This is a genomic window from Nostoc sp. ChiVER01 (genome assembly GCF_034531155.1).
Taxonomy (GTDB): Bacteria; Cyanobacteriota; Cyanobacteriia; order Cyanobacteriales; family Nostocaceae; genus Nostoc.
This window is the reverse complement of the sequence record NZ_JAVRBS010000035.1, coordinates 26,145-46,147: the sequence shown is the minus strand read 5'-3', so window position 1 is coordinate 46,147 and position 20,003 is coordinate 26,145. Positions and strand designations below refer to the sequence as shown.

The 20,003-nt window shown below is 41.8% G+C and carries 16 protein-coding genes and 1 pseudogene; 6 read left to right on the top strand and 11 right to left on the bottom strand.

Annotation, left to right across the window (positions count from 1 at the left end):
• Nucleotides 1-315: 315 nt before the first annotated feature.
• On the top strand, nucleotides 316-1,812 hold the full coding sequence (locus tag RMY00_RS31105) for a glycosyl hydrolase family 57 (RefSeq protein WP_322651219.1): 1,497 nt from the start codon (nucleotides 316-318) through the stop codon (nucleotides 1,810-1,812).
• A 310-nt stretch (nucleotides 1,813-2,122) separates the two neighbouring features.
• Here the strand turns inward: RMY00_RS31105 and RMY00_RS31100 are convergent, their stop codons facing one another.
• From RMY00_RS31100 to RMY00_RS31080, 5 genes and pseudogenes are all read right to left on the bottom strand, one after another.
• Nucleotides 2,123-2,884 carry a class II aldolase/adducin family protein gene (locus RMY00_RS31100; RefSeq protein WP_322651218.1) on the bottom strand — a complete coding sequence of 254 codons (762 nt, stop codon included), beginning with the start codon at nucleotides 2,882-2,884 and terminating at the stop codon, nucleotides 2,123-2,125.
• Nucleotides 2,868-3,542 (bottom strand): hypothetical protein, encoded by a 675-nt coding sequence (locus RMY00_RS31095; protein ID WP_322651217.1) that lies wholly within the window; start codon nucleotides 3,540-3,542, stop codon nucleotides 2,868-2,870. Before RMY00_RS31095 ends, RMY00_RS31100 begins: the two co-directional genes overlap by 17 nt.
• Nucleotides 3,543-3,690: 148 nt before the next feature.
• A complete protein-coding gene (locus tag RMY00_RS31090) occupies nucleotides 3,691-3,909 on the bottom strand; it encodes an RRXRR domain-containing protein (protein ID WP_322651216.1) in 219 nt (72 codons plus the stop codon).
• Between the two features lie 409 nt (nucleotides 3,910-4,318).
• Nucleotides 4,319-6,610, bottom strand: a complete 2,292-nt coding sequence (locus RMY00_RS31085) for a di-heme oxidoredictase family protein (RefSeq protein ID WP_322651215.1) — start codon at nucleotides 6,608-6,610, stop codon at nucleotides 4,319-4,321.
• Nucleotides 6,611-6,996: 386 nt separating this feature from the next.
• Nucleotides 6,997-7,116: pseudogene (locus RMY00_RS31080) on the bottom strand (pseudouridine synthase); the annotation flags it as partial.
• A gap of 519 nt (nucleotides 7,117-7,635) precedes the next feature.
• Between RMY00_RS31080 and RMY00_RS31075 the strand changes: the two are divergent.
• Entirely contained in the window at nucleotides 7,636-9,135 is a 1,500-nt protein-coding gene (locus tag RMY00_RS31075) for a multicopper oxidase family protein (RefSeq protein ID WP_322651213.1), read from the top strand.
• Nucleotides 9,136-9,395: 260 nt separating this feature from the next.
• On the opposite strand, the gene RMY00_RS31070 is transcribed toward RMY00_RS31075, so the two are convergent.
• Nucleotides 9,396-11,084: an RluA family pseudouridine synthase gene (locus RMY00_RS31070; RefSeq protein WP_322651212.1), complete on the bottom strand. Its 1,689-nt coding sequence runs from the start codon at nucleotides 11,082-11,084 to the stop codon at nucleotides 9,396-9,398.
• An 88-nt stretch (nucleotides 11,085-11,172) separates the two neighbouring features.
• Between RMY00_RS31070 and RMY00_RS31065 the strand changes: the two genes are divergently transcribed.
• The gene (locus RMY00_RS31065) at nucleotides 11,173-12,222 is read left to right on the top strand and encodes a serine/threonine-protein kinase (protein WP_322651211.1); all 1,050 of its coding nucleotides are present in this window, start codon (nucleotides 11,173-11,175) and stop codon (nucleotides 12,220-12,222) included.
• Nucleotides 12,223-12,254: 32 nt separating this feature from the next.
• The gene (locus RMY00_RS31060) at nucleotides 12,255-12,569 is read left to right on the top strand and encodes a hypothetical protein (RefSeq protein WP_322651210.1); all 315 of its coding nucleotides are present in this window, start codon (nucleotides 12,255-12,257) and stop codon (nucleotides 12,567-12,569) included.
• Nucleotide 12,570: 1 nt separating this feature from the next.
• Here RMY00_RS31060 and RMY00_RS31055 read toward each other — a convergent pair whose 3' ends face one another.
• The 3 genes from RMY00_RS31055 to RMY00_RS31045 form a co-directional block, all read right to left on the bottom strand.
• Nucleotides 12,571-13,899, bottom strand: a complete 1,329-nt coding sequence (locus RMY00_RS31055) for an ATP-binding protein (RefSeq protein WP_322651209.1) — start codon at nucleotides 13,897-13,899, stop codon at nucleotides 12,571-12,573.
• A 92-nt stretch (nucleotides 13,900-13,991) separates the two neighbouring features.
• Nucleotides 13,992-15,281, bottom strand: coding sequence for a tellurite resistance TerB C-terminal domain-containing protein (locus tag RMY00_RS31050; RefSeq protein WP_416212118.1), 1,290 nt, complete (start codon nucleotides 15,279-15,281; stop codon nucleotides 13,992-13,994).
• Nucleotides 15,282-15,351: 70 nt separating this feature from the next.
• Nucleotides 15,352-16,701 carry an ATP-binding protein gene (locus RMY00_RS31045; protein ID WP_322651207.1) on the bottom strand — a complete coding sequence of 450 codons (1,350 nt, stop codon included), beginning with the start codon at nucleotides 16,699-16,701 and terminating at the stop codon, nucleotides 15,352-15,354.
• 87 nt (nucleotides 16,702-16,788) lie between these two features.
• Here RMY00_RS31045 and RMY00_RS31040 point away from each other — a divergent pair, with 87 nt between their 5' ends.
• Entirely contained in the window at nucleotides 16,789-17,106 is a 318-nt protein-coding gene (locus RMY00_RS31040; protein ID WP_322651206.1) for a TMEM14 family protein, read from the top strand.
• Nucleotides 17,107-17,144: 38 nt separating this feature from the next.
• On the opposite strand, the gene RMY00_RS31035 is transcribed toward RMY00_RS31040, so the two are convergent.
• A complete protein-coding gene (locus tag RMY00_RS31035) occupies nucleotides 17,145-18,008 on the bottom strand; it encodes a fructosamine kinase family protein (protein ID WP_322651205.1) in 864 nt (287 codons plus the stop codon).
• Nucleotides 18,009-18,126: 118 nt separating this feature from the next.
• Complete coding sequence (locus tag RMY00_RS31030; RefSeq protein WP_322651204.1) at nucleotides 18,127-19,404, bottom strand: pitrilysin family protein; 1,278 nt, start codon at nucleotides 19,402-19,404, stop codon at nucleotides 18,127-18,129.
• A 174-nt stretch (nucleotides 19,405-19,578) separates the two neighbouring features.
• Between RMY00_RS31030 and RMY00_RS31025 the strand changes: the two genes are divergently transcribed.
• The gene (locus RMY00_RS31025) at nucleotides 19,579-19,752 is read left to right on the top strand and encodes a hypothetical protein (protein WP_322651203.1); all 174 of its coding nucleotides are present in this window, start codon (nucleotides 19,579-19,581) and stop codon (nucleotides 19,750-19,752) included.
• The last annotated feature ends 251 nt before the right edge of the window (nucleotides 19,753-20,003 follow it).

Below are 20,003 nucleotides of genomic sequence, written 5' to 3'. Positions count from 1 at the left end.
AGAAAAACAGATTCAAATTTATAAACCCAGATTAAATCTGAATTTATTAATTTTGAGTTGTATCATACCATTTTCAAAAATCTTTGCAACATCATAAATCGGCTATGGGGGGTACAGATGTACGCTTATAGCAACAAAATTAAATATAATTACTGTATATTTTTAATGCTTTTTATACAAGTGTGAGATCGGAACTGTTGAATTATAGTGCGGGACTACAAGACGATCGCAGTTTGCATCAATACATAAAGTTGCAGATCAGAAATTCCTGTGCGATCGCATAATTAGACATACCTTGTTTCGGAGCAATCAGAAATGCTTTCCTTACCCACAACCTTGGCTCCTTTGCCCGAAATCATTGATGGCTTGCCGAATATATCTGGTTGGGAAACAGAGGTACTCTCTGTAGTTAATCATAATCAGCCAGTATTTTTACCAACAACAAATATTCGCTTAGAAGATGTAAATGCTGTGTTTGCGATCGCCTTACACATGCACCAGCCAACTATACCGGCAGGAAATGGTGGTACACTCATCAGCAATCTGCAATATATGTTTGAACATCCTCATGAAGGGGATAACCACAATGCAGATCCTTTTGCCCATTGTTACAGGCGCATGGGAGACTTAATCCCTGAACTCGTCAGTCAGGGTTGCAATCCCCGTGTGATGTTGGATTATTCAGGTAATCTGCTGTGGGGACTGCGGCAAATGGGACGCGATGATGTTCTCGATAATCTTAAACGCATCACTTGCGATCGCACCTACCAACCTTATGTAGAATGGCTGGGTACAATGTGGGGTCATGCAGTTATTCCTTCCACACCCATAGCAGATATTAAATTGCATATCATCGCATGGCAACATCACTTTGCGGCAATTTTTGGCTGGGAAGCATTAGCACGAGTTAAAGGGTTTTCACCCCCAGAAATGCACCTACCAAATCATCCTGATGCTCTCTTTGAATTTGTGAAAGCGCTGAAAGAATGTGGATATCGCTGGTTGCTTGTTCAAGAACATTCTGTAGAAACAATTAGCGGTCAATCTCTTACCCACAAACATTTACCACATCGTTTGGTTGCCCGCAATTCTCAAGGCGAAACAATTAGCATTACAGCCTTAATTAAAACCCAAGGTTCAGATACTAAATTAGTCGCACAAATGCAGCCTTATTATGAAGCGAAAACATTATCAAAACAACAGATTGGGAGTGTTTTTGTACCACCAATAGTTAGCCAAATTGGAGATGGTGAAAACGGTGGTGTGATGATGAATGAATTTCCTAGCGCCTTTAAACAAGCTTGGTGGGATATGGTCAATAACGGCGGCGGGAAATCAGGTGTAGTCGGGATGTGTGGTACAGAATATTTAGAACTCATCGAAGCTGCTGGATGCCAGCCTGAAGACTATCCAACTTGTCAGCCAGTGGGACAACATCAGATTTGGGAGCGAGTTTCATCAGATAATATTCAACCTGAAGCTGTAGAGAATGCTATTCAAGAATTAAAGAAAAGCAACTCTAATTTTCATTTGGATGGAGCCTCGTGGACAAATCATATTAGTTGGGTGAAAGGATATGAAAATGTGTTGTCTCCCATGTATCAACTAAGCAGTTTATTCCATCAAAAGTTTGCTCCATTACAACAACTTAACTCAGCAGAACCTGTTACCAGGCAATCTCATTACCGTAACGTTCTTTTACATAACCTTTTGTTGCAAACCAGTTGTTTTCGTTATTGGGGACAAGGTGCTTGGACTGATTATGCGCGGAAAATTTATCAACGTGGCGAAAATTTATTGCAGATAAATTGAACTAGCGACTGGAAGCTAGTAAAATTTGACGGAAATTACCTACCTTTAACAAGGGGCAAAATCCCCTTGTTATCTGATTAATTGAGATAGTAGTTGACTCTCCTTGAAAAGGCTTGCTCCAATTATTTTCCTTTTAGAGGATGTTTTAAAAGTTTTATTATAGGTAGCAAAAGGTTTTAGATTCTCCGCAATCTACGCCAAATAGTTTTGGCTTTTGAATGCGTGACTTTTGACTTCCCCGAATGCGAACAGCGTCCCTAAGGGTTGGGGCTGGTCTTGCTTGTTATGCCAGTGTCATAAAAACACAAAACTAATTTAGCAAATCAGGTTCTTCGCGCACAATTCTGTCGTAAAGGGGCTGGAAGCCGAACCACCCACTTGTATGTGACCCCACTTGAGTTTGTGTTAAACGGGCTGTTTCGTGTTTAATAGTAGTGGGTCTACCCGCAGCTTCTGCCAGTAGTTGGGCTTGGCACGATCGCTCTAAGTTAATGTACCAATAGGCAGCTTCATCTACCGTATGTCCCACAGTTAAAATGCTGTGGTTACGCAGAATTATAGCTTTGTTTGACCCCAAGGCTTGCGCCAATCGTTGACCTTCAGAAATTTCTAAAACCACACCTGTGAAGTCATCAAATAGCGCATGGTCTTCATAAAAAGCACAGGAATCTTGAGTCAAGGGGTCAAGAAGCCGACCTAAACTAGACCAAGCTTTACCATAAAGTGAATGAGCATGAGCCGCCGCAATTACATCAGGTCGGGCTTCATGAATCTGAGAATGGATGGCGAAAGCAGCTCGATTCACTTCAGCATCACCTTTAACTACTTCACCTTCTCTGTTAACTAACAGCAGGTCAGAAACTCGGATGTGACCAAAGTATGTTCCTAATGGATTCACCCAAAAATGGTCTGTAAATTCTGGATCGCGAGCCGTAATATGGCCTGCGATTCCCTCGCTGAAACCAAATTTACCAAACAGGCGAAAGGCAGCAGCTAGGCGTTGTTTGCGGTGCAGGCGTTCGTCTTCAACTCGCTCGAATACGGGGGGTTGTGGTCTAGCGTACTTGGGCATGTTCTTTTTCTTCTTCCTCTTTGCAGGGAGCGTTGGAATATCCAGAGCGAAAGGATTTGACGCTATGAGATTCTGGAATGAACTGGTGACGCAAGATGCAACCAGTATCATTACCCAGAATATGGATAGATACAGATGCGCTCTGGGATGTAGTTTTGACGGCGTGGATATCACCATCTGGGGGTAATAGACGATAGATATCCCCTGGTTGAAGCGAGCGCACTTCAGTTATTTGTAATTGTGCGTGTCCTTCAGTATTGCCGTTATCTACACGGCGATAGACTATTTCTTCTTGATTGCCTTTGTATAAACCAATTAATCCCCAGGCTAAATGGTCGTGGACAGGAGTCGTTGAACCTGGGGGAATTACCAAACTAAAGATTGACAGGGAACGGTCTTTAGCGCGATAAAGTAGCCACTGACCAATGCCACCGCCCATTCTGCTTTCGGGATTGGCCTGGGCAAATTTTTGGGGGAGCCATTCTTGTTGGGCAAGCAGTTCTTGAAAATAGGGTTCTAGTTTAGCGAGAGTTTGGGTGCGATCGTCAACAGTAATAGCACTAATTTCACGCACTGTTGCTACAAAAGATCGTAGTTCCTGGCTCTCAATAAACCACTGGTCTTCTGGCAATGGTTCTAAGATAGTGTGGTTTGTCATCTATATTCCTCCGTTTGGGAGGCGACTAAGATTAATACCAATTTTTTTATATTTGCTGACAATAGTACTAGTACCGCAAGGCGGAAGTCACGCATTCAAAAGTCAAAAATATTACGGATCAGCTTTTTAGGGATTTTAAATGGTTGCTCTATTTCCGTCGTGGCGTACTAGTAGTTTTAATACCAGGATGAATTTTGAAGCCAAGTTGCTCAAGTTTTAGATGAGAAAGGGATTCCTTCAGAATTATAGTAAAGGGATATCGCTGAAATACGGTAGCTTTACCTTGTGACAATAACAGCCTAGCACGGCTGATGCGTACTGGATATAACGGTTGTTGGTTGGCATTAAGAATCAATACTTTAGTCATGCATTATATTCCTTACGAATAAAGTTATTAAGGGATTATCAAAAAATCAATCATCCAATCTTGCTCTAAGGGATTTCCAACAAATAAATTATTCAATCTTGTGGGGTAGGTAAGACGCTCACTCTACAAGAAGTAGTGGAGTATTTTTATTTGTCAGTCTATTAGCTGGGATGTTGGTTTCTCTTAGTACGGTAAATCGGTCGGATAACCGTTAAATTAGCTACAACCAGAAATTATCACATACAAATTAAAAAAGCAAGTCGATTGTCATAGTTCTGGATGGGAGTAACGGGAATATGATATGGTCGCGGCGATCGCAAGATTAGCTGCATCAAAAGAAGGGACGTTCTTAAGAACGTCCCCGTAGTAAAATTTCCAAACAATCGATATTAGAGATACTAGAAAGCCACTATAGTTCTTTCAAAAAATCAATTATCGCTTGTTGATCAGAAGGTGTCAGAGAACGGAAACGACCGATAACTTCACGTGCTTCACTTCGATGAGTATTTGAAATAGCACTGGTATAAGGTGGACAAATGACATCTTTAGGCGATGAGCCATAGTTGACAACATTGCCGATTTTATTGATGACTTTGCCACCCGGAGGAACAGGACATCCTCCACCTGGCAGCTTAGAGGTCTTATAGTTATCGGGTGCAGGTAAGTCATGTAGCTCAATCGCTGCACGAAGCGCATCGTCTACCGAACGAACAACCAACGGTGCATTGGTCACTTCGCTATTGGTAAACACAGTACCCGCAGGTGTTGTGTCACGGGTGAGGGTACTTAAGTAAACGCTACCATCATGCAAAAATGGAGGGCCAACCTTACCAATTCCCATCAGAGGCGGTGTACGGAACTCTTCACCCTTGGCAGTTGCTTTCTGGTTTGAGAAAATATCATCAGTGAGATTACGGGGCAGATCGTAGGTCTTGAAGTTCAATCGGTTACTATTGACAACCGTGGATCGGCTCACAAGAATTGGATCGCGCGGGGTTGGTGCAAACCGTTCAGCATCAATGATGGGGCCTTTATGCAGAATCAGATCCGAGAAAATTGGTGCCCAACGGTAACTGAGAATGTTGACAACAGATGCTGCATCAGTACCCAAGGATGGATCGCCAGCAGCAGGCGACCGACCAGTTCTTTGAACCGGAGTATGGCAGCTCACACAACTCACCATGCGATCGCTCTGGTTAATGGCATTGGGATTACGACCATCGCCTCCGCGAGGCATACGACCGGGGATCATCCGGTTGGCAAAGGCAGTGAGATCAATACCAAAAAGCTGCGCTCCTCGTTGAACGCTGGCTGCACGACTGTAGCCAGAACGAGTTTGAGAGGGATTTTTGGAATTTAGCACGGCCAAGAGATTGGGGCCAAATTCTGGGGGAGCCGTCAGGCGCAAGAAATTGCGCTCACTGAATGGGGTGCTGAGGGGAAACTCAGGGTCGGTTACTAGATTTTTGCAGTTCTTATTGTAAGGAGCAATTTTGGGATCAGCAATTTTGATCTCATTATTGTTAGCCAAGCTAGTAATGCCAAGCTCACCTTGCAAGCCCCCAATGATAAACTGTAGTATCTCTGCGCCATTGGCACGTAAGCCAAAACGTCCTACCCCAGAGATTAGGGCGTTGGGTTGGTCAGGTGGCGCATTGGGAGGAATCACATTCACCTTACCTGTGACACAATCACCCTTGCACTGGAATACACCAGTTTTCAAAGACGATTTGCCGCCTATAGTGTCAGAGGGATCAGGAGCGTTGGTAATGTCCTGGTTTGGAATAGCCTCCATAAGCCCACGACCGATATAGGGGGGGCCAGCGCGTTCACCAACACCACGGCGAAATCCACTTGAACTCAGCCCCGTAGTTGGATCAATCCTGCCGAGGTTTCGGTCTTGGGCGATGCTTGGGATTGCATCTGGTTTGCAATCTATACTGCTATCGAAAGCTTTAAGTTCAGCGATCGGAGGGCGTACATGCTGCACAAAACCACCAAAATTCTGTGCATTACCTGTGATGGGATTTTTAGTACCATCCAAAGGATCGTAAGATTTCGTCGGATCCACAGCTTCAGCCGATGGTGAAAAGTCTCCGAAAATTGTAAAGGCTGCGGTTCGCCCGGTATTATTGATCGCATCTAAGGCTGGGTCGGCCTTATTAACGATATTCAAGTTAGCATAACCGTGTGGATCAACTGGATCTAAGCGAACACCAGCTGGTCTACCACCTTTGTTAGTGTCACCCGACGTATAACTGAAGTTGGTGGGGGTTGACCGTCCAGCTCGACTCACGTTAGAGATACCCGTGAGCAGCCCCAGACCTGGAACCGACTCCAAGTTATTCAGGTGACAGCCCGCGCATCGGGTTTGGTTAGCCATTGACCCTGCGCCTTCTCTAACCGTTTCTGGGGCAGTAAAAAACCACGCCCCTTCCACCAGTTTCTGGCGAGCTGATTGCGGAACAGAAGGATAGAGCAATCGAGCTAACTGAGCCGTTGTTCTCAGAGGAGCAAGTCCCACATCGCCATAGGTATCACGACGGAGACGTTCTGCTGGACGAAGGGGTTGATTCGGAGGCGCAACCACGAAGCCTGAACTAACTTCGACTTTTCGCTGTCCAAGTAACGTGGCATTATTGGGAATATTAGTACGAAACTGACCAAAAACTTGGTGTGGGAAAACAAAAGAAATGAACACTGAAATGCTAAGTGATAAACCCACTATCAACAAAACATTCAGAAGTTTAAGCCTTCGCATTAGGTTTTTCAGCCTTATTCAAGGTTGAGTAAGACACGCTGAAAATCACAAATTCCATATTTGAATTTTTAGCCTGTCTATGCTATTGAGGATGAAAAAGAATAAGCTATTGGTACCAATGCTCAGATCTTGCTTTTGCTAAACCTTAAGGGTAATTACATATATAATTTACGACGATTTTAAAATTAAAAATTCTACCCAAAAGGGGATGGACTTTTTGGGAATGATGCATGGTAAAGAAGTTAACGTTTTTTAATCACTCTCACCAAAGAATAAAACAGTAATCATTGCTACACAAGACTTTAAGGTAAAAGAGATGATTTTACCTGGCTAATTTGCTGATGGGTTTGGCGATCGCGTGCCAACAACAAAATCCCAGATGTTTTTTGATCTAAGCGATGCACAGATGCAAGCGCCATCCCATTCAGCAATAGATGACGTAATTGTTATATATAAGTGAAAGAAAAACATCAAATGCAATGCTTATAATTAGCAATTAACTGTATTAAATAAAGACATATAATAGTTAAATACTGTAGATACTTTTGCTCTATATAGCTTACTTAAAGTTTTAAAAATAGTGTATAAAAACCGTATTATTTACTTAAAAACTCAGTAAAAATGATATTGGTTTTCCGAAACTTAAAAAGAAGTAAAAATGCAAATTATAAAGCAAAAATCAAGCAAATACAAGGTTTTTGGGATTTAGCTGAATTATTAACTGGTTGACTTTATGTGGATATATTTGTAAATTTAACAAACAGACAAAAATGTACATTCATATAAAGAATGCTATGCAGATGATAAAAAATGATTTTTAAAAAGCTGAAACGACCTATTTATCTTAATACACAAGATGATGTGTTTGTACAGTACGTAAATATTAGTATTTCAAACTTTTTCAAATCTACTGATTGCTAGAACCATTCAGGCCAATTTCGCAATACACCAATAAAGAAATAAAAGTGATAAAAATAACTAGACGAGAAGCCCTGAAGCTAGGAGCGCTTACAGGTGGTTCTTTGCTGATTCCTATAGGCTTGCTATCTCGTGGACAAGCAGCAACTGCTGGTAGTCCTCAGCCTACTCGTTTTAGTGTAAAACTTCCCATACCGCCAGTGCTTAAACCAGTGCGGAGCAATGCAACCACAGATTACTACCAGATCACGATGAAAAAAGCTCTGGTTAATATTTTGCCTGGGCTAACAACGCAGATATGGGCGTATAACGGTATTGCTCCTGGCCCCACAATTAAGCAACGTCAAGGGCGACAATCAATAATTCGCTTTATCAATAATAGTGTCGATACACCAACATCAGTTCACTTGCATGGCATGGGGTCGTTACCGCAGTACGATGGCTATGCTGAAGATTTGACACGACCGGGTTTCTACAAAGATTACGTCTATCCGAACAAACATGCGGCTATGTTATGGTATCACGACCACGCCATTCATAATACTGCACGTAATATTTATATGGGTTTGGCAGGCATGTACATTGTTCAAGATGACTTTGAGCTTGGACTACCCTTACCCAAAGGTAAATACGACGTACCACTGTTTATCCAAGACAAGCAGTTTACTAATACTGGCAAGTTAGTCTTCAATACCCAAGGTGAAATTAGTCAATATGGTGATGTTATTTTGGTCAATGGTGCGCCTTGGCCGCGGATGGAGGTAGATACTTGTAAGTACCGTTTCCGGATATTGAATGGTTCGATTTCGCGCTCTTACAATCTTGCCCTGAGCAACGGCGATGATTTTATAATGATTGGCACTGATGCCGGATTAATGAGCGCACCAGTTAAAGCCAAAAATTTCCGGTTGGCGCCAGCAGAACGTTACGAATTTATTATTGACTTTTCTAAATACCCAGTCGGCTCTCAGGTAGTGCTGCGAAATCTTGGACTTCCTAACAACACGAATTACGACGGTACGAATCAAATTATGCGCTTTGATGTTGTGCGGCGTGAACCAGATAATAGCTCTATTCCCTCCAGGTTACGTACAATCCAACCTATCCCAGAATCTTCAGCAGTACGAACTAGAGAGTTTAAGTATGAACGTTCTAATAATCTGTGGGTGATCAATGGCAAAACCTGGAATAACACCCGAATTGATGCTAATCCTAGATTAGGCGATGTTGAAATCTGGAAATTGTCTAACCCATCAGGTCGTGCGTTTCATCCTATCCACCTTCACCTAATTGATTGCCTAATGCTTGACCGTAATGGGAGACCACCTTTTCCTTACGAGCGTGGGTTGAAAGATGTCTTTTATGTTGGGGAAAACGAAACTATACGAGTAATTGGTAAGTTTGGCCCTAATACAGGTAAATATATGTCACACTGCCACAATGCGGTTCACGAAGACCACGATATGATGAATCAGTTTGAAGTGGGACAGGGTGGACGCTCACCTTTTGCAGTTGCAGCAAAGCCACTTCCAGCTCCACCTTTATAGAGTTTAGAGAGGGGGCAGGGGGCAGGGAGAGCAGGGGAAGCAGGGGGAGCAGGGGGGCAAAAAAGTTTGTATCAATTGTTTCGTGAAATGGTATGAATACTTGCAACAAGTCTTTGCCCTTATCTCTAATTCTCGTTTAGGACTTACGCACACTCTACGAATTCTCGGCGCTCTTGGCGTCTTGGCGGTTCGAGAAATTAAGCTTTTTAGCAATTTTTGCGTAAGTCCTATCGTTGTTCCCAAGTACTCTTCGTTGAGCGTCAAAAGGGTGTAATTGCTTGTAAATGTAGAGGTTTTTCTAATTGCGGATGCTGGAAGCGAAGTTCTCTAGCGTGCAGATGTAAGCGACTGGTGACTGCAAAGCATCCATAAAGGCGATCGCCTAAAATAGTTACCCCAAGTCCTCGCGCATCAGCCGCATGAACCCTTAATTGATGAGTACGCCCTGTGAGTGGCGTAAATTCTACACGGGTGTAATCTTGTTCTCTTGCCATTACCTGGAAGTGTGTCAAGCTGGGTTTACCTTGCTGCCAATCGACTTTTTGATAAGGACGATTTTCAGGATCTCCCCACAGTGGCAGGTCAATTTTACCTTGTTCAACTGTCACAACACCGGAAAGTATCGCTTCATAAACCTTGTGAATCTGGCGTTGCTGAAACTGCTGGCTAATTTGCCGATAGGTTTGACGATCGCGTGCTAACAACAAAATCCCCGATGTTTCTTGATCTAGGCGATGCACAGATGCAAGCGCCATCCCATCCGGTAACAGATGACGTAAGCGACTCAAGACACTATCTTGGCGATCGCGATAACGCCCAGGTACCGAAAGTAATCCAGCAGGTTTGTTTACAGCAATCAGCCATTTGTCTTCATAAATAATGGGTAAAGTGACCTCTCCCTCATCAGGGGAGGGGCTTCTTACTCCCCCAGTAGGGTAGAAGGCTGGGGGTTTAGGTTTCAAGCCTGAGAGCAAAAACCCCATCAATGGCTGGCATCGCTCGGCACATGCTCCATAAAATTTTCCCTGGATTCTATCTTGATTTACGGAAGACGCACCCCACCAAAATTCTGCCATTGCCAGGGGTTTGAGATTATGTGTTGCCGCATAATGGAGCAGCTTCGGGGCACAACAGTCTCCTGTGCCAGTGGGTGAACCTCCTGGCATCAATTGCTGTAATGATAGCGATCGCCCAGAAAAGTTAGTCAGGCTGTAGGTAGCCTGCATCTGAGCTTGGAGTTGACGGGATAGTGCTTTACGCTGTTGTTTCAGTTCGCTAATTCGCGTATCCGTTGCTGCAATTAACTGCTGGAGGGGCTGTAATAATTCATTTCGCTGGCGTTTAAGTTGTCGTCGCTCAATTCCCTGCTGACGACTCTCTTCGTCGAGTTGTTCAAGGGCAATAGTGAGTGCTTCTTCTGTAAGTGTATTGCAGATTTGCTGACGTTTCTGTTGTCGTTGATGTTTGCAATGGCGATGGCGATCGCTCATTGCTTGCAACTGTTGCTCAAATTCATCAGACAGGGTTTTGTACTGTTGGCGTTCGGTTAGTTGCTTTAAGGTGAAGAGTTCCTGGTTAATCGCGTCCAACTGTGCCAAAGTGCGGGCTTCCTCTAAAGCAACTTCGTCTCGTCCTGGAATTGGTGGAACCCAGCCTTCAACTACACCGCAACCATTCAAAAGACCGGAGAAGGCTTTGAGTACCCTTTGTTCGCCATTAGGCAGTTCAACTAATAGTATTCCATACATCTTGCCTTCATGAGAATAACAGTCATTGTTGGCAAGTTGTTGCATAAGTCCGTGAGCGATCGCTTCAGATATTGAGGTGCGGGGTAATTTTATATGAACGCTACTTTGGAGACAATGCCCCTCGTACCAATAACTAGGAGATGAGCCACTTATGGCAAAATCGCAGTCGATAAAATCTGAAAGTGCGTGCAGAACTACCATACAAAGTATGATTGGGGAGTATCCCACTTTAGCAAAAATATATTAATCCTGGGTTGCGGATTATCTTGAGCTTTGGAGTCACGAGCAAATGACAAGTCAAGAATCGCCAGATTCTCACCAAGAAATCCTGTTGGAACGGTATCAAGTACAACAGGAACTAGGCAAAAAAGCCGCACGGCGATCGCTGCTAGCTCGTGACTTACAAACTCAAGAATTAGTAGTAGTCAAAATACTGTCCTTTGGTAATGAATTTGAATGGAACGATCTCAAATTGTTTGAGCGGGAAGCTGAAACACTCAAAGCACTCTCCCACCCAGCGATTCCCCGTTACCTTGACTACTTTGAGCTAGATTCACCCAGCAGCAAAGGATTTGCACTCGTACAAAGTTATATCCCAGCCCAATCTCTAGAAACACAACTAAAAGCTGGGCGTAGTTTCAGTGAAGAAGAAGTTAAGGAACTAGCAAAAGCTATTCTAGAAATTCTCAAATATCTGCATAGCCGTCAGCCGCCCGTGATTCATCGTGACATCAAGCCAAGCAATATTCTGTTGACAAATCGCTCTGGTAATAGTGTCGGTGAAGTCTACTTAGTAGATTTTGGTTCAGTGCAAACCATCGCCAGAAGAAGCAGCACAATTATAGTAATGGGAACCTACGGCTATGTACCACCAGAACAATTTAATGGTAGAGCTATTCCTGGTTCTGACCTTTACAGTTTAGGAGCAACTTTAATTTACTTGGTGACAGGTCAGCATCCAGCCGATTTACCACAAACCGACTTGCGGCTTGAATTTGAACCAGTACCCAATATTAATCCTACTTTCAGCAGTTGGTTGAGAAGAATGACAGAACCTATTGCGAGTCAACGTTTGACTTCTGCTGAAGACGCTTTGCAAGCCTTAAACAAACTAGGAAATACAGTTCAACTTCAAAATATACAAAGTAATTTACTCCCTAGAAAACCTTCTGGCAGTAAAGTTTTATTAAATAAAAATACTAACTGTTTAGAAATTATCATTCCCCCGGCTGGTTTATTTAAAAGAAGAACTTTAATTAATTTAATATTATCTATACCAATTATGTTATTTATCCCTAATTTATCAATTTTTTTTGGAAATGTAAATGTTTTTCATTAGGATTTATTCTAATATTTTCATCATTTATAATTATGTTATTTATTTCTCTATTCATAGGTGTATTGGGTAAAAAGACGCTTTATATTAATAGGGAAAAAATTTTCCTAATTTATGAATTATTTGGAATTAAACGTCTTCACCCATCTCCAAGTTCCAGACAAAATATTGTACGTCTAGAACGGAGTAAGGATACATATAATCAACCTTCTTTGACAATCTGGGCAGGAACCAAAAAGTATGACATTTTAACTGGTGAATTTTATTTTTTTCCTGTCACTCCTCCAGAACTTGACTGGCTAGCTTATGAACTTAGCGATTGGCTAGGTTTACCAATTACTAAAGAGTAAATCACAAACTAAATTCTGCTGCGCCATCCTCATCCACATCTGCATCTTTACCCATCGCAGTAGGTTTAAATTTAGAGCCATGAATTAATTCATCAAACACAATTCTTGGATTTTGGTGAAGAATATTCAGCACACTCATAAAATCTCGCACAATTTCCCCTGGTGTCAGTAATGCTTCTGCACCCAAGCGATTAATAATTTCTTGCACAAACTCCTTTAATTCACGATTTGTCAAAGTCTGTTCATAGCCAAAATTGAGTGCATGAATCTCAGCTAAACGTTGCAAAAGTGTCAATATTTCTGCTTCACTCAACGGATTTAACCGAATCACTGGCCCTAAATGTTCTTGAACATTAGCTTGTGCAGCAAAACGGCTTTCTTTTGTGCGTCTTTGCCAAGCTTGGTCTGCAAAAAGTCCCCGTTTGGGGTCTTCTAAAAATTTAGTTGTTCCACCCACAACAATACCAAGATGTTCTGCTTTGCATTGCATGGTGTCGTTAAACATTGCCAGGAGTCGATTATAATTCTTTTCCCGCGTGACTGTAGTAGATATTTGATATAAATGTACAGCTTCATCAACTAAAATTAACAATCCTTTATAGCCAATTTCAGCGACAAATTTCGCAAACAATTTTATATAGTCATACCAACTATCATCATCAATAATAACGCGCACCCCTAAAGCTGCTTTCGCCTCAACTTTAGTAGTAAATTCTCCGCGCAACCAGCGCATTGCCGCATTTTTTAAATTATCATCATCCATTCGGTAGCCACGCCAATAAGCGATAATCACGCTACCAAAATCGAAACCGTGAACTAAGCCTTCAATATACTGAACTACTTCCCTAATTTTCGATTCAACTTGGTCATCAAAACCATCGTCATTCGGGCGCATTTCAGTTTCTTTAACCACTTCTTGTTGAATTTTATTAATCCATCCTTCTAAAATCGAGACTAAAGCACCACCATCAGGACGAGTTTTTGTAGCTAGGTGGCTCATTAATTCTCGATAAGTAGCTACACCTTCATTGCTGCTTCCGGCTAATCGGCGTTCTGGGGATAAATCAGCATCAGCTACTACAAAACCTTGCTCCATAGCGCGGTTGCGAATTAGTTGTAATAAAAAACTTTTACCAGAACCATAGTTACCAATTATAAAGCGAAATGCTGCTACACCTTCTGCAATATCATCGAGATTTTGTAATAGGCTTTTGAGTTCTTTTTCTCGCCCTACTGCTATATATTCAACTCCTACTCTTGGTACTACTCCTGCACCGAGAGAATTGATTAAAGCAGTGGAGATTTTTTTCGAGATTTTGAGCTTTGCCATGTATTACACTTTACTTTATTCTAAACTCAGATGCACGCCATAAGTAGGTAAGATATTCACCTTACTACTAATCTGACGACGGCAATAATAATTTAATTTGACGAAGCATGTCTAGCTATTCGATCTTCATATATTGCAATCATTTTTTTGATATGCGTCATATATTCAGGGTAAACTTCTGGAATTTCTGAATTTGAATCAATTATTAATTCACCAATAGTATCATTTGCTCGTTCATTGATAGAATCGATTAATAAATTTGGCATAGTAATATTTGCTTCAGCAATTTTTTTAATGGCAGTATTAGGATTATCTTGTTCAACTATAGCTTTTAATACTTGTAGTTCGTATACTGGAAGATTTTCTAAAAAATTAGTCCATTCTTCAGGTAAATTTTCTGATGTATCACCTTCCAAAGTGTTTATGATTGCTGTAGTTTCCATTATTTCAGAAAACGTAAACAATTCATTATTATCTTCATTAGAATTATCAGACAAATGTTCTGGATTGAATGTTTCTGTTTGTTGGAGTAATTCCCATACTTGATTTTGTAAGGAATCTCGTTCTTCTTGCAATAATGAAACTTGCTCTTGCAACTGCTGTAATTCAGCTTTATATTCTGTAAGTTGGGTTTGTGAAGAATCTAGAATAGATTGAATATTTTCTCTTTCGGCTTTTGTCGCTACCAGTAATTGATTTTTTTGGGTTGTCTCAACTTCTAATTCTTGAATTGCAATTCGCAGTTCGTATAATTTTTCTTCTAATTGGGGTTTGAGTCTGCCTAAAAGAGTTAAATTGCTTTCAACTTCTTGTTTCTCCTGCTGGAGTTCAGAAATTTGACTTTGCAAATGGGTAATTTCACTACGAGATACATTACAGTTCGACTCTAGTCGGCGTTTCTCTGCTGTAAGAACAGAAAAAGCATTGTTCAGTTCTGTTAGATTTTTCTGCAAGTTATTAATTTCAGTTTGCAGGGTATTTATTTCAGCTTCTAACTGCTTTTTCTGTCCGGCAAATGTTCTTAATTCTCGATGTAAACTATCTCTTTGGTTACGGCTTTCTGTTACTTGATTTTGTAGTTGTTGTGACTCCGCATATAATAAATTATGATGTTCTTCAATTTGATTTATTTCTTTGACAACACGAGCCTTTAAACCCTCCATTTCTTTAATTCGTTTGTGGATAGAACCTAAAATAAACATTTCATAATTTCTGCGTCGCTTATCTACAAATAATGCTGCTGCATAGATAGTAACCGCAGTAATTAAACCTGTGAGAAAGGCTTTATTAAAATCCCAGTTTGGGACGAGGCTAAGACCAAAACTCACACTAAAGGCAACTATCCCTAGTATAAATCGATTGCTGATCATTACTGATTGCATATTGCTGGTTTTTAGCGTAGTTAAATTATTAGGAAAAGTAGCTCTCATACTAATTCGTAATTAAAATACACTAGGTGTTGGATGTATTGTTATTTGTAGCAAAAAGTCTTAAATCTGCTTTTAGAAAATCAATAAATTGCCGTGCTGTGCGTCCAGAACGACCGTTATGGCGAGTTGCCCATTGTAATGCTTGAAATTCTAAATCTTCTTGGGTAATATTAATTTCAGCTTGTGCCGCTAGATGGTGTACAATTTTTAAATAAGTTTTTTGATCGGCTGGTTCAAAGGTCAAGGTTAAACCAAAGCGATCGCTAAACGAAAGTTTCTCCTGCATCGTATCCCAAGCATGGATTTCGTCGTTATCCTTGGGGGTAGGTCTATCTACAAAAAACTCTCGAATCAGGTGGCGGCGATTAGAAGTAGCATACACAACTACATTTTGTGGCCGCGCGGTTAAATTACCTTCTAAAACTACCTTGAGGGCTTTAAAGGCATCATCATCTTCTTCAAAGGAAAGATCATCGACAAAGATGATAAATTTTTGTGATACTCCTCGTAAATGTTCCACAATTTTTGGTAAGTCTTTTAAATCAGATTTTGCCACTTCCAATAAGCGGAGGTTGCGATTACTATATTCATTTAACAAAGATTTCACCAAAGAAGATTTGCCAGAACCTCGACTACCGTAAAGTAGTACATGCAGTGCCATCTCTCCTGATAATAAAAATTCTGTATTTTTCAGCAAAGCATCTTTTTGAGCTTCATAACCTACAAGCGCACTCAGCTTAATTGGATCGGAATACCAAATCCCGATAAACTGCCCAGCTTGCCAGCGTAAAGCCCGATATTCTGCAAATAAACCAGAGCCACATTGCTGATAATAAGCTGCTAACTCTTCTACAGCATCACCCCAATTATCTAACTCTTGTAGATATGTAGGGAACTTTGTCTCTCCTCCTACCAATTCTTGCTCTTTATACCACACTACTGGCGAAATCGGCATGTGAGCTACGCCTTGTATCCACTCACTTAAAGAAGCGCTGCTACATTCATAGAGACTTTGCAATATTTGTAAATCATGCCGAACTGCTGCTACTAAAGCTGGGGGTAAATCTTCAAATTCTCGCACTTGAGCAAGCTTTGTAAAAGGATTCTCAGAGAAGAGAAGTTGAGTAATTAAATAGTCTTCCCAATTTTGATTTTTAGCAGCCAAAGCGTGGAAGTAACTACCGTAAGCTTGGAGACAACCCCGTGCATCGGCATCAGTGTAACGTATAGCTTGCAACAGTTCCAGAAATGCCATCCCCACTTCGCCTTGCAAAACAGACTGGTACAGTAAAAGTGAGGCTGCTTGGCGCTGGAGATGTTGAATCTTTGTATATGAGGAAGTACTTGCTATTGGCATCGCTTGATTATCCATCAATTAACTGTGTGGTATAGCTAAATAACTATGGTAAATTGTCTGCTGACACTGGCAGTAAAGTCAAAGTCTACATAGGTTTTAACAATGAATTTAAGTATAATTGCTGCTTTTGCCTACGGCATATTAGCGATCGCTGGTGGTATTATTGGCTATATTCAGGCTAGAAGTAAGGTTTCACTTGTAAGTGGTAGCATTAGCGGTTTATTATTAGTACTTGCGGCTTACTTTCAACTCCAAGGGCAAAGCTGGGGGTCGATTTTAGCAGTGATAGTTACTGGTGTTTTGGTAGTCGTCTTTGCAGTTCGGCTGGCTAAAACACGTAAGTTTATGCCTGCGGGATTAATGACGATTTTGGGAATGGTGACTTTAGGGGTGATGGTGAGTCAAATGGTGAGGAATTAAGGGGGGAAATTTAAACGCAGAGGTACGCAAAGTTGTAGTTAGCGCAAAATTTGGTCAATCATTCGGTTGGCTTGGGAAGCATAACTGCCGCCAAATAAATTGAAGTGATTCAAAATGTGATACAGGTTATAGAGCGTTTTTCTTTGCTCGTAGCCTGGATCTAGGGGAAAGACTTTGTTGTAACCTTGGTAAAATGCTGCGGGGAATCCACCAAATAATTCTGTCATGGCAATATCAACTTCGCGATCGCCAAAATAAGTTGCAGGATCAAAAATTACTGGTTCTCCTGAGTTAGTACACCCGGCATTTCCGCCCCATAAATCGCCATGTACTAAGGAAGGTTGTACCTGATGCGCCGCCAATAGTTCAGGGATAGCTGTTAGTAATTTTTCTGAAGAGGGGAAATTTCCTCCCTTTCGCCTTGCCAACTGAAATTGATAACCCAGGCGATGTTTAATATAAAATTCTGTCCAGTCTGCTGTCCAAGTATTGATTTGGGGTGTCGAACCAATAGTATTGTTAATTTTCCAACCAAAACCTTGGCTACTGCTAGCTTTATGCATCGCCGCCAACTTGCGCCCCATTTCTTCCCACGAATTGCTGTCACCGTTACCAAGTTCTAACCATTCCAGCACGATGTAACTAGAATTATCAGCTACACCCCAACAAATAGGATTTGGGACGCGAATACTAGCTGTGGCTAGCATTTCCTTTAAACCTAATGCCTCAGCCTCAAACATTGCAGCTTGAGATGCTTGGTTAATCTTAAGGAAGTAGGTTATCTCACCATTGGAAATAGCATAACCTTGGTTGATGCATCCGCCACCAACCGATCGCCGTTGCTGACTCTGAAATTTTTCGCCAGTCACCTGGCTAATATGGCTGTCAATTTGAGTCCACATAATTAAATTTGGGAGTGGGGAGTGGGGAGAAAGGGACAGGGAGCAGGGAGCAGGGGGAAAATTCTTCTCCTCTTTCCAACCTCCTGCCTTCTGCCTTCTGCCTCCTGCCTTCTTCACTTTACGGCTTGACGACAACTACACCATAAGCATCTGGAGAAAGATACTCTTTGGCTGCTTGCATTAAGTCAGTTGCATCTTGGCTCTGAATATGATCTGGGTAGTTAAAGGCGGGTTCTAAATCTCCCACTAAGGAATGATAATAACCATACAACCCTGTGCGATCGCTTGGTGTTTCATTGCTAAAAATAAATCTGTTCGCTACTCGCCGCCGCACACGGGCAATTTCTGATTCTGTGATTAATTCGGTTTGGATTGTGCGAATATGTTGAGCGATCGCATCTTCTACTTCTGCTATATTTTCCACCGCACATTTAGCTGAAATATAAAATGTCCCTTGCAGCTGATTGCTCATGTTGCTCACAGAAATTGAAGAAACTAATCCTCGTTCTTCTCGTAAATCCCTCACAAGTCTTGATGTCCGTCCATGTCCCAAAATTCCTGCTAAAACATCTAGTCCATAGGTGCGATCTAACTGAACCATTCCTGGAACCCGCCAAACCATCACTAGTCTTGCTTGCTGGAGACTTTCATCTACAAACTCTCGACGGACAATTTCTGTAAATGGTGGCTCAGTGGGGAGTCGGGAGTGGGTAGAGACGCGATTAATCGCGTCTTTACTGAGTTTTGTAAATCCTTCAGCAACGATTGCAATTAATTCTTCCACAGGCAAATTGCCCACAGCTACAGCAGTAATTGAATGGGGTTGATACCAATTAGTATGAAAATCTCGCATCTGCTGGGGCTTAAGTTCGGCAATCACCGATTCTGGCCCTAATACTGCACGGCGATAGGGTAGTTCATTAAAGGCTGTCTCCATCACCCGCCGAAATGTACGCCGTTGGGGATTATCCTCTGAACGCCTAATTTCTTCTAAAACTACTAATCGCTCACGTTCAAAAGCATCATCAGGAATACTCGCATTTGATACTACATCTATTTGTAGTGGAGCAAGCTCGGCAAAATCTTTGGGGGCTGTGGTTATATAGTAATGAGTATAATCTTGGCTAGTTGCGGCATTGGTGACAGCACCCCGTTCTTCAATCCGACGTTCAAACTCGCCACTAGCCAGTCGTTCTGTTCCCTTAAAAATCATGTGCTCTAAAAAGTGAGCCATGCCGTTAATGCTATCAGATTCTACGGCTGAACCAACTTTAATCCATAAGTTGAGGTTTACAGCTTCAACTGGCATCTGCTCCGCTATGATTGTCAAACCATTGGGCAACTGATGCACGGTTGGGGTATTAAGACGAGAAAGTTTCCGCAGGGTTGAAGTCATTGCTACTTGTGTGAGGAGCTACATTACTTCTTTATCTTATCCGTGACTGAAGAGGCAGGGGGAAGGGGGCAGGGAGCAGGGAGCAGGGAGCAGGGGGAAAAAGAGTTTGAGCCTTGTTTACAATAATGTGTCTAAAAGATTTTACTACGCAAAACCTGTCCCTCTCCGACTCAAGTGCAATCAGCAAATGCCAACCCTGAAGCAACTAATGCCAACCCCGAAGCAACTAATGCCAACCCCGAAGCAACTAATGCCAACCCTGAAGCAACTAATGCCAACCCCGAAGCAACTAATGTGAACCCTGAAGCAACTAATGCCAACCCTGAAGCAACTAATGCGTTGGCGTAGCCCACCGCAGGCATTGCCAAAATAACATTAGAAACGGAAAACTAAAACATATAATTCCCTTCCCTTTACAAGGTGCTACGGTGTACACACAAGTCGAATTACCCCCCTTAATCCCCCCTTGGAAAGGGGGGAAACTAAAACATCCAATTCCCTCCCCTTTACAAGGGGAGGGTTAGGGAGGGGTAATTCAATAACCTATGTGTACACCGTAGCCAACTCGGAGAAGAACAGACTTAAACTTTAATTTAAGA

Excerpts from the sequence above, each read along its gene's own strand:
- RMY00_RS31105 (WP_322651219.1), top strand. The coding sequence starts at position 316 with ATGCTTTCCTTACCCACAACCTTGGCTCCTTTGCCCGAAATCATTGAT.
- RMY00_RS31030 (WP_322651204.1), bottom strand. The coding sequence starts at position 19,404 with ATGACTTCAACCCTGCGGAAACTTTCTCGTCTTAATACCCCAACCGTG.
- RMY00_RS31045 (WP_322651207.1), bottom strand. The coding sequence starts at position 16,701 with ATGGATAATCAAGCGATGCCAATAGCAAGTACTTCCTCATATACAAAG.
- RMY00_RS31090 (WP_322651216.1), bottom strand. The coding sequence starts at position 3,909 with ATGACTAAAGTATTGATTCTTAATGCCAACCAACAACCGTTATATCCA.
- RMY00_RS31050 (WP_416212118.1), bottom strand. The coding sequence starts at position 15,281 with ATGCAATCAGTAATGATCAGCAATCGATTTATACTAGGGATAGTTGCC.
- RMY00_RS31040 (WP_322651206.1), top strand. The coding sequence starts at position 16,789 with ATGAATTTAAGTATAATTGCTGCTTTTGCCTACGGCATATTAGCGATC.
- RMY00_RS31095 (WP_322651217.1), bottom strand. The coding sequence starts at position 3,542 with ATGACAAACCACACTATCTTAGAACCATTGCCAGAAGACCAGTGGTTT.
- RMY00_RS31035 (WP_322651205.1), bottom strand. The coding sequence starts at position 18,008 with ATGTGGACTCAAATTGACAGCCATATTAGCCAGGTGACTGGCGAAAAA.
- RMY00_RS31100 (WP_322651218.1), bottom strand. The coding sequence starts at position 2,884 with ATGCCCAAGTACGCTAGACCACAACCCCCCGTATTCGAGCGAGTTGAA.
- RMY00_RS31065 (WP_322651211.1), top strand. The coding sequence starts at position 11,173 with ATGACAAGTCAAGAATCGCCAGATTCTCACCAAGAAATCCTGTTGGAA.
- RMY00_RS31060 (WP_322651210.1), top strand. The coding sequence starts at position 12,255 with ATGTTATTTATTTCTCTATTCATAGGTGTATTGGGTAAAAAGACGCTT.
- RMY00_RS31055 (WP_322651209.1), bottom strand. The coding sequence starts at position 13,899 with ATGGCAAAGCTCAAAATCTCGAAAAAAATCTCCACTGCTTTAATCAAT.
- RMY00_RS31070 (WP_322651212.1), bottom strand. The coding sequence starts at position 11,084 with ATGGTAGTTCTGCACGCACTTTCAGATTTTATCGACTGCGATTTTGCC.